At 71.5% G+C, this 13,154-nt stretch carries 18 protein-coding genes and 1 pseudogene; 4 read left to right on the top strand and 15 right to left on the bottom strand.

All coding sequences use genetic code 11. The annotated features are described in order from the left end of the window. Window positions 1-17: 17 nt before the first annotated feature. Window positions 18-515, bottom strand: coding sequence for an ATP-binding protein (locus ACZ7H1_RS25520; protein WP_470789997.1), 498 nt, complete (start codon window positions 513-515; stop codon window positions 18-20). Between the two features lie 226 nt (window positions 516-741). On the opposite strand from ACZ7H1_RS25520, the gene ACZ7H1_RS25515 reads away from it, so the two are divergent. Together ACZ7H1_RS25515 and ACZ7H1_RS25510 are read left to right on the top strand one after the other, a co-directional pair. Beyond that, window positions 742-1,593 carry a helix-turn-helix domain-containing protein gene (locus ACZ7H1_RS25515; RefSeq protein ID WP_470789995.1) on the top strand — a complete coding sequence of 284 codons (852 nt, stop codon included), beginning with the start codon at window positions 742-744 and terminating at the stop codon, window positions 1,591-1,593. A gap of 9 nt (window positions 1,594-1,602) precedes the next feature. Further along, on the top strand, window positions 1,603-1,794 hold the full coding sequence (locus tag ACZ7H1_RS25510; protein ID WP_470789993.1) for a hypothetical protein: 192 nt from the start codon (window positions 1,603-1,605) through the stop codon (window positions 1,792-1,794). Here ACZ7H1_RS25510 and ACZ7H1_RS25505 read toward each other — a convergent pair. From ACZ7H1_RS25505 to ACZ7H1_RS25490, 4 genes are read right to left on the bottom strand one after another with little or no spacing between them, the layout of a single operon-like run. Further along, window positions 1,763-2,332 carry a GNAT family N-acetyltransferase gene (locus ACZ7H1_RS25505; protein WP_470789992.1) on the bottom strand — a complete coding sequence of 190 codons (570 nt, stop codon included), beginning with the start codon at window positions 2,330-2,332 and terminating at the stop codon, window positions 1,763-1,765. The genes ACZ7H1_RS25510 and ACZ7H1_RS25505 overlap by 32 nt on opposite strands. 7 nt (window positions 2,333-2,339) lie before the next feature. After that, window positions 2,340-2,753, bottom strand: coding sequence for a WD40 repeat domain-containing protein (locus tag ACZ7H1_RS25500; protein WP_470789990.1), 414 nt, complete (start codon window positions 2,751-2,753; stop codon window positions 2,340-2,342). A gap of 11 nt (window positions 2,754-2,764) precedes the next feature. Then, window positions 2,765-3,181, bottom strand: a complete 417-nt coding sequence (locus ACZ7H1_RS25495; protein WP_470789988.1) for a WD40 repeat domain-containing protein — start codon at window positions 3,179-3,181, stop codon at window positions 2,765-2,767. An 11-nt stretch (window positions 3,182-3,192) separates the two neighbouring features. Further along, window positions 3,193-4,167, bottom strand: a complete 975-nt coding sequence (locus ACZ7H1_RS25490; RefSeq protein WP_470789987.1) for a WD40 repeat domain-containing protein — start codon at window positions 4,165-4,167, stop codon at window positions 3,193-3,195. 24 nt (window positions 4,168-4,191) lie between these two features. Here ACZ7H1_RS25490 and ACZ7H1_RS25485 point away from each other — a divergent pair. After that, a pseudogene (locus ACZ7H1_RS25485) lies at window positions 4,192-4,866 on the top strand (DUF4158 domain-containing protein); the annotation flags it as partial. Between the two features lie 341 nt (window positions 4,867-5,207). Then, window positions 5,208-6,179: a quinone oxidoreductase family protein gene (locus tag ACZ7H1_RS25480; protein ID WP_470789985.1), complete on the top strand. Its 972-nt coding sequence runs from the start codon at window positions 5,208-5,210 to the stop codon at window positions 6,177-6,179. On the opposite strand, the gene ACZ7H1_RS25475 is transcribed toward ACZ7H1_RS25480, so the two are convergent. The 10 genes from ACZ7H1_RS25475 to ACZ7H1_RS25430 all read right to left on the bottom strand — a co-directional run bounded on the left by ACZ7H1_RS25475 (window position 6,176) and on the right by ACZ7H1_RS25430 (window position 13,127). Beyond that, complete coding sequence (locus tag ACZ7H1_RS25475; protein ID WP_470789984.1) at window positions 6,176-6,646, bottom strand: NB-ARC domain-containing protein; 471 nt, start codon at window positions 6,644-6,646, stop codon at window positions 6,176-6,178. The two genes, ACZ7H1_RS25480 and ACZ7H1_RS25475, sit on opposite strands and share 4 nt — an antisense overlap. Beyond that, on the bottom strand, window positions 6,640-6,810 hold the full coding sequence (locus tag ACZ7H1_RS25470) for a hypothetical protein (RefSeq protein WP_470789982.1): 171 nt from the start codon (window positions 6,808-6,810) through the stop codon (window positions 6,640-6,642). Before ACZ7H1_RS25470 ends, ACZ7H1_RS25475 begins: the two co-directional genes overlap by 7 nt. Window positions 6,811-6,820: 10 nt before the next feature. Further along, window positions 6,821-7,462: an OmpA family protein gene (locus ACZ7H1_RS25465; RefSeq protein ID WP_470789980.1), complete on the bottom strand. Its 642-nt coding sequence runs from the start codon at window positions 7,460-7,462 to the stop codon at window positions 6,821-6,823. Between the two features lie 4 nt (window positions 7,463-7,466). Further along, window positions 7,467-8,060, bottom strand: coding sequence for a hypothetical protein (locus tag ACZ7H1_RS25460; RefSeq protein ID WP_470789978.1), 594 nt, complete (start codon window positions 8,058-8,060; stop codon window positions 7,467-7,469). A 23-nt stretch (window positions 8,061-8,083) separates the two neighbouring features. Next, entirely contained in the window at window positions 8,084-8,710 is a 627-nt protein-coding gene (locus ACZ7H1_RS25455; RefSeq protein ID WP_470789976.1) for a pilus assembly protein TadG-related protein, read from the bottom strand. Then, window positions 8,710-8,934, bottom strand: a complete 225-nt coding sequence (locus ACZ7H1_RS25450) for a hypothetical protein (protein ID WP_470789974.1) — start codon at window positions 8,932-8,934, stop codon at window positions 8,710-8,712. Before ACZ7H1_RS25450 ends, ACZ7H1_RS25455 begins: the two co-directional genes overlap by 1 nt. Window positions 8,935-9,047: 113 nt before the next feature. Then, the gene (locus ACZ7H1_RS25445; protein ID WP_470789973.1) at window positions 9,048-9,797 is read right to left on the bottom strand and encodes a response regulator; all 750 of its coding nucleotides are present in this window, start codon (window positions 9,795-9,797) and stop codon (window positions 9,048-9,050) included. 78 nt (window positions 9,798-9,875) lie between these two features. Next, window positions 9,876-11,267, bottom strand: a complete 1,392-nt coding sequence (locus tag ACZ7H1_RS25440; RefSeq protein ID WP_470789971.1) for a sensor histidine kinase — start codon at window positions 11,265-11,267, stop codon at window positions 9,876-9,878. After that, window positions 11,264-12,151, bottom strand: coding sequence for a DUF5936 domain-containing protein (locus tag ACZ7H1_RS25435; protein ID WP_470790127.1), 888 nt, complete (start codon window positions 12,149-12,151; stop codon window positions 11,264-11,266). The genes ACZ7H1_RS25440 and ACZ7H1_RS25435 overlap by 4 nt, the downstream gene beginning before the upstream one ends. 37 nt (window positions 12,152-12,188) lie before the next feature. Then, on the bottom strand, window positions 12,189-13,127 hold the full coding sequence (locus ACZ7H1_RS25430) for a type II secretion system F family protein (protein WP_470789969.1): 939 nt from the start codon (window positions 13,125-13,127) through the stop codon (window positions 12,189-12,191). Window positions 13,128-13,154 lie beyond the last annotated feature (27 nt).

Genomic DNA, 13,154 nt, shown 5'->3' with positions numbered 1-13,154 from the left:
CAGGAGGCTAGCGGCGGTCAGTAGGCGGCGGCGCCCGTACGGGGAAGACTCACCCAGGTCCGCGTACCGCCGCCGGGCTCCCTTGACTCCCCGTACCCCCAGACGCCGCCGCACTCGCGCACGACGCAGCCGAGGAATCGCAGCGCGGCGCGCCGACGCGCCTCGAACGCGGCTGCCAGCGGGTGGCTTGGGGGCCCGCCGTGGCCGTCGTACACGCTCAGCCGGAGCGCGTCGTCGCGGTAGCGCACGGACAGGTAGACGGCTTCGCCCGGACTCAACTTGCAGGCTGCGGCCACCATTTCGCCGGTCACCTGCACGGCGGCGGGCACGAGCGGGTCCAGCCCGCGGGCGTGAAGGGCGGATCGGACGGCGCTACGGGCGATCTGCCCCGCGTACGGCTCCCCCGGCAGGGTCAGGCTGCACGCCAGCCCGTCCGGGTCGGGTACGGACGCGGGGTGTGCGGTGAGCGGAAGGTGGCTGGTGCTGAGCATCGCGGACTCCTCGTACGTGGTCATGGTCGCTGACAGCGCAGTGAGTTCGGCGCGCACGAGTGGCTGACGCGGGCGGGTGGGAGCGTGGCTCGTCGCCGCTGGCGCGAGGCATGCAGCGGCGATGCACTTCAACTCCCATGCGTGAGCGGTGCATTACCTACGGTAGAGCAGTCGGGCGTAATTGAGCCCCTCCGCTCGGGAAATTCACCCTTCGTCGCCAAGTCGCCAGCGGAACCGCCAGACTGCACGCATGACAGCCAGGACCTCTCCCACGCAACGGCAGCGGCGCGTGGGCTCGGAGTTGCGCAAGATGCGCGTTGCGGCAGACATCTCCGCCGAGTCCGCGGCCGGCCTCCTCGGGGTCAGCCGCTCGCAGCTTTCCGCCATTGAGCAGGGCGCAAGAGCCGTCAGCGAGCAGCGGCTGCGGTCCTTGGCCGCGCACTGCGAGTGGGCGGACCAGTCCTACACAGACAGCCTTGTCGCCTTGGCCTTCCCTGCCGAGCGCGGCTGGTGGGAGCAGTACCGCGGGGTGCTTCCGGCGGGACTGAACGACATCGCCGAGCTGGAGTGGCACGCCACCCGGCTGTGGACCGTGCAGACAAGCCACGTTCCGGGCCTGCTCCAGCTGAGCAGCTACGCCCGTGCCGTGTTCCGCTCGGTGCTGCCCGCGCTCCCGGCCTCGGAGGTGGAGCTTCGCGTGACGCACCGCACTCAGCGCCAGCTGATCCTGGACGCAGGCCAACCCCGCACGTACACGGGGTTCATCCACGAAGCCGCCCTGCGCATGCAGTTCGGCGGCCGCAGAGCTGCCCGGGAGCAATTGGAGCACCTGTGCGAGCAGTCAGAACGGGAGAACATCACCGTGCGCGTACTGCCCTTCGAGGCGGGCGCCTTCCCTGGGGCAGGTCACGCGATGCTCTACGCGGAAGGCCCGGTCTCCGCCCTCGACACCGTTCAGCTCGACTCCGCGCACGGGCCGGAATTCACCCACGCCGAGACACAGCTCGCCAAGTACGAAGCACACTTGGCCTGGATGGCCGACCACGCCCTACCCGAGAGCGCGACCCGGGACTTCATCCGTACCCTTGCCCGCCAACTCTGAGGAGCCTCCATGGCAGCCATCACCTGGGAAGACGCCTACTGCGGCGAGGGAAACAACTGCTACCGCATCGGGGTCGACGGCGACGGCAACAGCTACATCGCCGTCGCCGGGCAGGAGGACGCGTACCTCACCGACTCCGCCGAAGCCCTCCGGCACCTCATCCGGGCCATCAAGGCCGGGGAAGCCGATCACCTGTTGTGAGCCACTGCGGGGCGAGAACCGCCCAGATCTCCTCGTCGTGGCGCTCGCCCCGGTACAGGTAGCTCTGCCGCAGCACCACTTCCTTCGTCATGCCCAGGCGGCGGGCCACGGCGATGCTCGGGGCGTTCCCGGACGAGACCCACCACTCGACCCGGTGGATGCCGCGCTCCCGGACGGCCCAGTCGATCAGTACGCGTACGGCGCGGGTCACGAGGCCGCGGCCCACGCCGGCCGGCTCCAGCCAGCAGCCCGCCTCGGCGTTGCCGCCGGCCACGTCCATGGTGCGGAGGATGACCGCGCCGACCAGCGTGCCGTCCGCCCAGATCCCGCAGATCCGACCGGTGTCGCTCTCGGTCTTCTTCGCGTACGCCTGGAGGAGCGCCCGGCTCGACTCGACGTCGGTGACCACGTCGGGCAGGCCGTTGTGCTGCCCGATGAACTCCCGGCCCCGGTCGACGTGGGCGAGGAACTCCTCGGCGTGCCGGGGTTCGAGGGGGCGCAGCTCGGCGCCGTCGTCGCCCAGGGATATCGCGTACATGGGTCGTTCACCCTCCACGGTCGGGACGCGCGCCACGGCGCGATCGGATCCTCTCACGAAGATCACGGCCGGAAGTCGTAGAAGTACAGTCCCGGTGGCCGCCCACGGCCAGACTCCGGCCGTCGGGGGACCAGGCGCAGGACACCAGCGACCCCTCGGTGCGTACGAGGGCCGCGGTGCGACCACGGGCCCGGTCCCACATCCGTACCGAGCCGTCCTCGCTCGCGGAGGCGATCCACAGGCCGTCCGGGGAGACTGCGACGGACCAGACCATGCCGGTGTGGCCAGTGAGTACGGCCGTGCATTCCCTCGACTCGACGTCCCACAGCCGGACCGACCGGTCACCACTCCCGCCGGCCAGCCAGGTCCCGTCGGGCGCGACCGCCACGGCGTGGACCGAGGAGCTGTGGCCGAGCAGCACGCCCGTACGGGTCAGGCGCGCCCGGTCCCAGATGCGTACGGCAGGTCAGCCCCCGTCGCCAGCCATGAGCCGTCCGGCGAGGCCGCCACCGCGAAGACGGGTGCGTCGTCCTGCAGGAGTCCCGCGCCGAAGCCGGTCGCCACGTCCCACAGCCGTACCGTCGTATCGAAACTCGCGCTCGCCAGCCAGGAGCCGTCCGGGGCGACCGCCAGCGAGGTGACGGACGACGTACGGCCCGTGAAGGACGCCTCGCGGACGCCCGTCGCCGCGTTCCACAGCCGGACCTCGTGGTCGTCGTCCGCGACCGCGACCCACCTGCCGTCCGGCGCGAAGAGGGCGGTCCCGGACGACGGCCGGCTTCCCTCCAGGACCAGTCGGGCAGTGCCCGCCGCCGTGTCCCATACCTGTGGCCGATGCCCGTGGGCCACCGTGACCAGACTCAGTCCGTCAGGTGAGAACGCCACCGACGACAGCCGGTCGAACAGCTCGGCCGGTGCGGCCTGCGCCGGGACGGCGGCTCCCACAGCCGCACGGTGCGGTCGTCCCCGCCGCTCGCGAGCCAGCTCCCGTCGGGAGCGACCGCGAGCGCCTTGACCCAGCCGTCGTGAGCGTACAGAACCCCACGCGGCGCTCCGGTGCGGCCCCACATGCGTACGGTTCCGTCGGCTCCGGCCGTGGCGAACCACGAGCCGTCCGGCGCGAACACCACGGCGGTCACCCGCGTGGCATGGCCGGTCCGCTGGAGGAGTCTGGGCCGCCGGAGCGCGTCGGGCCGGTCGCCCGGGGGGGGAAGTTTCTCGTGAACCGGCACGGGGCGACCGGGAGTTCGCGGGTCAAGGTGCCAAGGGATCAGCGAGCGGCCCGCGCTGAGGACGAGCCGGTCGCCGTCCGCGGCGAACGCGGCGGCCCCCACGGGAGCGTCTCCGGTGTCCAGGCGGTTCACGCACCTCCCGGACACCGGTTCCCATACCCGGACCTGGCCGTCCGAGTCGACGGCCGCCAGATGCCTGCCGTCCGGAGTCGCGGCCAACCCGCGTACCGGATCGTGGAAATCCGTAAACTTGCGGAGGAACGCCCGGTCCGGCAGGTCGGGCAGCGGGCAGCGGCCGACGAACAGCGGGCGCATCTCGGACCCGGCCTGCCTCGCCTCCATCTGGGCCTGCCGGAGCGGCAGTTGACCGAGTCGGTCGTACAGGACGTTCGTGCGCAGGGCGGCCGGGTCGGCCGGGGCGAGCAGGTGGGCGGCGCGGGTGAGGTCGCGGGCCCGGGCGGCAGCGGTCGCCGTGGGGATCCGGGCCAGGTCGGACCAGGGCGCCGACGGGCCTCGCTGGTGCAGCCGGTTCTCCACCCAGCGGATGTCCCCGGCGACCTCCTCGGCCTTGTGTGGCCTCCCCGCGGCGAGCAGGTGTTCCACGAGGTGGTCGAGCAGGTAGCCGGCCTCGGGTTCGCGCTCCAGATGTGCACGGTGCGGTACGTCGGCCTGTTGCTGGAGGACCCGCTCGCGGTGCCGTGGCCAGTGATCGAGCACCTGGCCGTGCAGCTCGGCATCGAGGACCCGTCGGTGGTCAAGCGGTACACCGAGCGGCGCCGGACGCTGTACGACCACGCGTGGGAGATCCGGGACTCCTACGGCTACCACCCCTACGAGGGCTGAGGGGGGCCGGCGGTTCCGTGCGTTCCTGCACGGGCGGGCATGGACGCACGCTGAGGGCCCGAAGGCGCTTTTCGACCACGCGGTGGGCTGGCTGCGCCGTCACCGGGTCCTGCTGCGCTGGCCCGGTACGCGCTGGGGTCGAAGGCGCCGCTGCTGGAGCGGGCGGCGGAACCGAAGCGCACGGCGATGCCCACCGCGGTGATGCGGCACCTGGAGGCGAAGGCAATCGATGAGGCCCTGGACCTGTTCCAGGTCCTGTTCCAGGTCCTGATGGCCACCCGCCTGCTGAACACGGCGAAGCGCAAGACGGAGAAGGAGCGGCTGTCGACGCTGCCGCAGTTGGAGAAGGCGTCACGGGTGCTCGCGCGGGCGGCGAAGGTGCTGTTCGAGGAGCAGGAGGCGGACCTGGACGTGGCCGCGCTGTGGGCGGCGGTGGAGGAAGTCGCCCCGCGCGCCGCCCGGACGCGTGGACCTGCACGGATCAATGTGCATGAACAAGGGCCACCGACGGAATTGACTGACCTGCAGGAACGTGGCTTCCGCCAGGCGTCGATCCCGAGCAGCTGTGTCCGCGATCCCGGGTGATGGCCGCCAACGGGAGCCGGCTGCGGTGCGAGCGCAGGCAGAGCCGTGATGCCCGGCCGACCGTCGACCGCGTTTCGTCACCCGGGCAGGCCCATTCCGTCGGTGGCACCCTTCTCCCACGTGGGCACGAGACGGCTACGACACCTCACCGCGAGCGGGAATCGGAGCGCCACGACCGGAGTTGGTGAGGGAAGTTAGCCGTTTCAGGAGGGGTCATGCGAGCGATTCAGGTTTCCGAAGTGGGCGGTCCCGAGGTGCTGCGACTGGTCGACATTGATCAACCGACGCCGGGCCCGGGCCAGGCGGTCGTGGAGGTCGCCGCGTCCGGCGTCAACTTCCTCGACGTGTACCACCGCCAGGGCCGGTACACCCTCCCACTGCCCTTCACCCCGGGCACTGAGGGCGCGGGCACGGTCCTCGAGGTTGGACCCGGCGTCACCCACGTCGCTGTGGGAGACCGGGTCGGCTGGGTGGAGATTCCCGGCACCTATGCCGAGCAGGCCGTCGTGGACTCCTCCCGGCTCGTGCCCCTGCCCGACGGCGTCGACTTCGAGGCCGCCGCCGCCGTGCTGCTGCAGGGCATGACGGCGCACTACCTCGTCAAGGACGCCTACCCGGTCCAGCCAGGCGACACGGTGCTCGTGCACGCTGCTGCCGGCGGCATGGGGCTTGTGCTGACCCAGCTCATCACCCATCTCGGCGGCAGAGTGATCGGCACAACCTCGACACCGGAGAAGGCCCAGCTGGCGCGGCGCGCCGGGGCCGCCGAGGTGATCCTCTACTCTGCAGTGGACGATCTCGCGGCCGAGGTGAAGCGGCTCCATGGCGGCCAGGGCCTGCCTGTCGTCTTCGACGGCGTCGGCAAGGACACCTTCGATGCGAGCCTCGCCAGCCTGCGAACCCGCGGCCACCTGGTGCTCTTCGGCGCCGCGAGTGGTGCAGTGCCGCCCTTCGACCCCATCCGGCTCGCCCAGGGCGGTTCGCTGACCCTGATCCGGCCAAGCCTCGACCACTTCATCGCCGATCGGTCCGAGCTGCTCCGGCGCGCCGCCGACGTGCTTGAATTGGTGCGCACCAAGGCGCTTGAGACCACCGTGACGGCCCGCTACCCGCTCGCCGAGGTCGCCCAGGCTCACCGCGATCTGGAGGCTCGGCGTACCACCGGCAAGCTGCTCGTCATCCCCTAGGCCTCCCACACGTCGTCCAGCACGATCAGCGTGCGCGGGCGCTCGTCGAGCAGCCGCCCAAGGTGGCCGCCATCGCGGTCGGGGTCGTCGTAGGCCGTCGTGTCGCCGGCGATGAAGGCCGTCGCCTCCGTCGCCTTCGCCGCGATCGCCGACCGGCCGCGTACGTCCCGACCGATCGTGATCGTGTACACCCGGCCCTTGAAATGCCTCCGCACCCGCGGATGCGCACACACGGACGCCGCCGGCGTGGTCTTCCCGAACCCGCCCGCACCCTCCAGCGCGGTGGTGATCCCGACCGCCTGCCCGTGCCCGCGCCCGCGCCGACCGCACACCGCGGCAACCGCCCCGCGCCCCGCGCTGCGGTCGACCACCCAGTCCGGTACGGGCACCCGCGGGGGCGGCGGCGGATCCCCGGCGACCGCCCCCGGGCCATCGGACAGCAGTACGGCAGCGACGGCGATCAGCACGGCCGCGCCGCACAGCCCGCCGACCCAGTGCCAGGGATCCTGCCGTACGGCGTCCAGAACCCGGGCCAGCGGTCGTGCGAGGCCGCGGCGTTGGCGGCCAGCGAGGCGAACACGGCCACCGCGGCCGCCAGCGCCGCCGCCAGGCGAACGAGGACCTTCCTCAACGCGCCGCGCCTACTGTGCCCCGCGCGGGAAGGAGATCTCTACGCGGCGGTTCTTCTTGCGGCCTTCCTCGGTGCCGTTGTCGGCGATGGGGTAGTCCTCGCTGTACCCGCGGATGTCGAAGGTGATCCCGGGATCGAGCCCCTTAGCGAGCTCCCGCTGCACGGCGTCGGCCCGCTGCTTGGACAGCACCTTGCCGTGCTCGTACGTACCGAGGTTGTCGGTGAACCCGAACACGCGGACCCGGGTCGCCTTCGCGTTGTTGATCTCGGCGGCGATGGCCCGGATGCGGGCGTTGGCCTGCGCGTTGAGGACGGCGCTGTTCTTGGGGAACAGCACCTCCGCCTGGAGCGCGAGCATCACGGTCTCGTTGGTGTCCTGCCGCCGCTCCTCGCCCCCGAGGTCCTCGACGACCTGCGCGATGTCGAGGACCTTGGCGGGCGCGAGGGTCGCGCCCTGGGGCAGCTTGAGTCCGGGCGAGTTGGAGTCGATGGGCACGGGCGCGGACGCGGACGGCTCGGTCCCGGGCGGCACGGCCCCGGGCGTCTCATCGGCCCGCGCGGCGGTCGCGCCGAGGATGTTGGCACCGGTGATGAGCACGACGGCGGCGAGGGTGGTGACGGCCAGGCGGTGGGGGGGTGGTGTCGGGGTCATGGCGTCACCCGGAGATCTTGATGGTGGCGGTGGCGAAGGTGGGGAGGCTGAACAGGACCTCTTCAACGCCCTCAGGAGGGGCCGGGAACTGCATGAACACGCCAATCTCCTTTCCGGGCTGCAGGGCGACCAACCCGGTGCTGCACAGGCAGCGACCATCCGTATCGCGCAGAACGTAGTAGCGCTTCTTCCCCGCCTCGTCGACCAGGGTCGCGCCCGCTACGGAATTGGGACTCCGCCGCGACACCCCCGGTTCGCTGCCCGCCCACGCGGCGGTGTTGCGTGCGACTTCGCCGTCGTTCCTGATGATCCCGCCCACAGTCACGAAGCCACCTCCGTCCCGCCTCGCTTCGTTGATCGCGAAAACCACACCACCGTCGCCCTTCACTTCGGCGAGGGTGACCTTCGGCTCGTCCTGACCGCCATCAGGGGAAGGATCGTTCGTCGGCTGGCTCTTCGTCGGAGCAGACACGGGCGCCTTGCCCTCCGGCTGCTTGCCATCCTCGCCACCGCAGCCGGTCACGGCGAGGGCCAACGCAGCCGCCATGGCGACCGCGGCCACTCCCTGTCGGGCCTTCGTAGTGGACCGAATGCTCATCTGTGCGTTTCCTTGTCTCGTTGTCAGTCGACCAGTTGCACGGTGAAGAGAGTGCGCGCGAGATCCCGCCACGGATCGGGGTTGAGCGGGTCGAAGTGCAGGATCCTGCCGTCGCAGTCGATCTCGATGGGCTGCGGGGTGTCGTCCGGCTCTTCCGGCTCCTCATCGTCACCGGGGGGCGGCGGATCATCGGGTTTGGGTCCCAGCTTGCAGCGAGGCTCGATACTGGCCGTCGCCGTCGCTCCGGCGGAGCTGAGCCCCGGCACGGCAGGGTTGGACGCCGTACGCGTTCCCTGGACCGTGACCCACACCTCGCGCCCAGAAGGGTCGCATTCCTCCACCTCGGCCCGGTTCTCGGCCGCGAAGGCCCGGGCCGCAGCACACGCGCCGTCCGACTTGAACCCCTCGCCGTTGAGGATGTCCTCCCAGTCCTCCCACACGAGGTCCGCGAGGTTGTCCCACGGCGGGGTGTCCCGCATTTCCTGAGCTGCACCGAGCGCGGCGGCGTCCGCTGCTCCCTGGGCGCCGTTCCGCAGATCACCGGCCTGGCCGACGGCGAAGAAGACGATCACAGCAAAGAGCAGGCTCGCCACCATCCACATGTAGATGGGGAAAGCCTGCCCTCGATCGCTCTGGAAATGACCAAGCACTAGCCAGCGGTGATCGAGTCGACCAGCCCGCTGATGCGCGCCGAGATCGCCCCGCCGATCCCCGTAGCCACAATCGCCCCGATGATCGCCACGACCACCAGGATGATCCCCAGGTATTCGAAGGCCGTCTGCCCCCGGTCCTTCGACGAGGCCGCGTACCGACGCTGGATCGTCGAAACCGCCGTGTTGGCCCAGCCGTTCACGCGAACAGTCGCCTTGAGCATGGGATTCCCCTCCGGGTCCGGTGTCGCTGCCGACCGGGGCACGGTATGCCCGGCCGCGGCGGGTCCCCGAGGGTCCCTGGGCCCATCCGCGGGCCCAAAGGCCGCGTCCGCGCCTACGCATGGCGGACCGTTCCCAGCCACAGGGCGATGGCCTCGCTCCGGGTCGCGCTGTGCAGCTTGGCGAAGATGCGGTTGATGTGGTTCTTCACGGTCTTCTCGCTGATGAAGCAGGCCGCAGCGATCTGCTGGTTGCTCATTCCGGATGCGATCAGGTCCATGACCTCTCCCTCCCGCGAACTCAGCCCGAACCCCACGTGGTTGCGCATCCGCTCAGAAGACTGTGCCATACGACGTTGCGTGTGCGAAGGGGTTTGCGCCGGAATCCCGGGGAGTGGACCCCGGGTCGACTCCCGGACCTGGTGGAGCAGGGCGGTCGCCGCCGAGGGGGTGAGGTGGGCGCGGCCCGCCTTGACGTCGTGGACGGCGCTCGCCAGCTGCTCGACGCCGAACTCGCCGTGCACGAGGTACCCGCCCGCGCCCAGGCGCAGCGCCTCGCGCACGATCTCGTCCTCGCGGCTGTACGTCAGCATCACCACCGCCGCGATCCGCGCCAAGTGCGGCAGCGCGGTCAGGCCGTCCACGCCCGGCATCCGGACGTCGAGCAGCACCACGTCCGGCCGGTGCTCCCGGGCCAGCCGCAGGGCCTCGCGGCCGTCGGCGGCCTCCGCCACCACGTCGATGTCCTCGCGCCTGCCGAGCAGGGCGCTCAGGCCCGCCCGGACGACGGGGTTGTCGTCGGCGACCACCACGCGCAGGGGCGGCGGCGGCGCGGCCGGCGGAGGGTAGTGCAGGTCGTCCGGCATGGGTACGGCCTCCTCTCTCCCGTAGGTCAACTGGTGCGTCTGGGTGTCCGGACATCCGGATCATCTGGAACGTCTGGATCAACAGGGGGCGGCTCGGGTCAGGGCTGCCACCGGGAGGTCGAGTCTGACCTCGGTGCCGGTCGCGGTCCGGCCCCTGCCGATCCGGATGCGGGCCCCTATGACGGCGGCCCGCTCGACCATGCCGACCAGTCCGAAGTGACCGGCCCTGCGCAGTTCTTCGAGGCTGGTGCCCGGCGGCAGGCCGCAGCCGTCGTCCAGGACGCTGATGCTCAGTACGTCGTCCACGACTCCCGCCTCCACCACCACGCGGGTTCCGCCGGCGTGCCGGTGGGCGTTCTCCAGGGCTTCCGCCGTCACGGTCAGCAGCTGCCGGGCCACCGCGTGCGGGACGGCGGGAAGTGCGGCCGTGCCCACCGGGCGCAGCTCCGCCGGGAGGCCGGTGCGGTCGGTGAAGTCGCGCAGGCACCGGGCCAGCTCCTCCGCCAGCGGGGCGCCGTCCGCGCCGAGGTCGCCCTCCCGGCGCAGGTCGGCGAGCAGCTCCCGGGACTCGGCGGCGGCCCGGCGGGCCGCGCGGGCGACCAGTTCGGCCTGCTGTCTGACCGTGTCCGGGTCGCTCCGGCCTTCGTCGGCGTGCGCGGCCGAGGCGGCCAGGCCGTCCGCGGCCAGGGCCAGGCCGTGCAGGGTCTTGGCGACGGAGTCGTGCATCTCCCGGGCCAGGCGCTCGCGTTCGGCGGTCACGGCCTCGGTGACGGCGAGCCTGGCCCGGGTCTCGGTGAGCGCCTGGCTGGCCGCGCCGAAGCGGAACATGAGGTTGCGCAGGGTCACCCCGACCGCGCCCGCCGTCAGGCAGAGCGCGGGCAGGATCAGGGGGGCGACCGCCGGGCCCCCGGAACTCCCCTCGGACACCTGGCCCGCCACCTGTCCCGAGACCGGTGCGTCCAGGGCCTGTACGCCGACGACCACGGCGGCCTGCAGCGCCGCGTACACCGCGGATCCGCGCCAGCCGTAGACGAGTCCGGCCAGCAGCGGTGTGCACACCGTCACGAAACCCAGCGGGGATTCCGCGGTGGCGGTGACCAGCAGCAGGCTGCCGAAGAGCATGTCCACGGCCAGCACCCACGGGTGCCGCAGCAGGTAGGGCCCGAACCGCTCCCAGTCGCGGAAGAGGACGTACGAGCCCATGAACGTGACCAGCACCGCCCCGCCGACCAGCCAGCTCGCCGGGCCCGGCGCCGTGCCGCCGAGGGCGAAGGGGGTGCCGAGGGCGATCATCGCCATCCGGAAGCCGAAGACTTGTCTGCACAGGGCTTGGAGGGCGTTCAGCTGGAGGGCGAGGGCCGGGGCTGCGCCCCTCGGGCCCCTGGGGCTCCGCCCCAGACCCCGCGCCTCAAACGCCGGCGAGGCTTGATTCGCCTCCGCGCGCCAGCCGGGGGCCACGACGGCGCTCATCCGGCCGTGAAGGAGTCGAAGTCGACGTTCGTGCCGTAGACGAAGCCGCAGACGAGCAGGATCAGGGTGCCCGGCAGCATGAACGTGGTGACCGCGAAGGTGGCCTTCGGGACGGCGCGGGCCGCCCGCCGACGCGCGTTCTGTGCGTCCGTACGGCGCATGTCGTCGGCGATCTGGATGAGGGTCTCCACGATCGGGGAGCCCAGCTCCTCGCCCTGCTGGAGGGCGGTCACGAACTGCGCGACCTGCTCGGAGTCGTTGCGCCTGCGCAGCTCGTCGAAGGCCTGGCGGCGGCTGACGCCCATGTCCATCTGGCGCAGCGTGATCCGGATCTCGTCGGCCCAGGGGCCCTCGTACTTCTCCGCGACCCGCTCCAGGGCCTGCCGGAAGCCGAGTCCGGCGCTGACGACCACGGCCAGTACGTCGAGGAAGTCGGGCAGGGTCCGCTCGATGTGATCGCGGCGGACCCGGATCGCGGACCAGAGGCCGACCTCGATCCAGAAGAGGCCGAACGCCACCATGAGGGCGGCCAGGACCAGTTGGCCGCGCAGCAGCATGGACAGGGCGCCGAGTGCGCCCAGGAAGCCGTAGACCGCGCGGCGGGCGGCGTAGCGGTCGAGGGTGAGGCCGTGCGGGTTGCCCGCCATGTCGATCTGCTTGCGCTTCTTCGCGACCCGCTTGGGGCCCATCAGGTTCAGGACGGCCGGTGCCCAGCGGATGCCCAGGCGGTCGACGAGGGAGCCGACGGCGGTGGTGCGGGTGGCGCCGATCTCGAGGGCGAGGGCCAGGTCGGAGGGGAGTTTGGTGTCGGCGCGGTACATGCGCAGGCCGTGGAACGCGCCGAAGACGCACAGGCCCGCGGCCAGGGCGAGCAGCAGTCCGATCAGGGGGGTGCTCATACGCGGATCGGCTCCCTTCGGCTCAGACGTCGATCTTGGACAGGCGGCGGATCAGGGCGAAGCCGAGGGTGTAGAGCCCGATGGAGACGATCACGGCGGTCTGCCCGATGAACGCTCCGGTCATCCGGTCCAGGGCCCCGGGCAGTACGGCGTCGACCATCAGCAGCGAGCCGACGCCGATCACCGGGATCGCGTACGCCGTCACCGTCACCTGGGACAGCTGGGTCTTGACCTCCCGCCGGGTCTCCTTGCGCTGCTCCAGGGTGACGGTCAGGTTGCGCAGGGAGCCGACGATCGCCCCGCCCGCGCGGTTGGACAGGACGAGGGTGGTGACGAGGACGACCAGCTCGCGGGAGGGCAGGCGTTCGGTGAGCTCGGTGAGGGCGTCGTCGATGGAGTGGCCGACGGCGAGGCTCTGGGAGACCCGGGCGAGCTCCTCCCCGGCGGGTGCCTCCAGCTCCTCCGCCGCGAGGCTGATGGCCGTACGCAGGGCCAGGCCGGCCTGGGTGGCGTTGGCGAGGATGCGGGACAGCTCGGGGAGCTGGTTGATGAACTTCTCGATCCGCTTGGCCCGCTGCCAGTTGAGGAAGGCGTGGGAGGCCCACAGGCCGATGAGGCCCGCCACCGGCCCGAAGAAGGAGGCGAGGAGGGAGGAGGCGATCAGCCAGACGGCCGCGACGCCCGCGAGCATGTAGACGAAGAACTCGCCGGGGGTGAGGTCGAGCCCGGTGGCCGCGAGCCTCAGCTCGATGCGGCGGCCCAGCCGGGTGCGGCGCAGCCGGCGGTCCAGCTTGCGGAAGCGGCGCCGGCGGCCGCCGGCCTCGATCTGGCTGCTGGACGACAGCCGCTCGATCAGGGCCGCGCGCTCGGCCCGGCCCTTGGCGTAGACGTGCACGCCCATGACCACGAGGAGGCACCCGAGGAGGGTGACTCCGATCGTGAGGAGCACCAGGTTGTTCATGGCGGTGTTCGGCTTCCTGTCTGGGCG

It is taken from the genome of Streptomyces sp. NPDC037401, assembly GCF_055602345.1.
The sequence above is the reverse complement of the archived record's forward strand: the minus strand, read 5'-3'. Positions and strand labels throughout refer to the sequence as shown.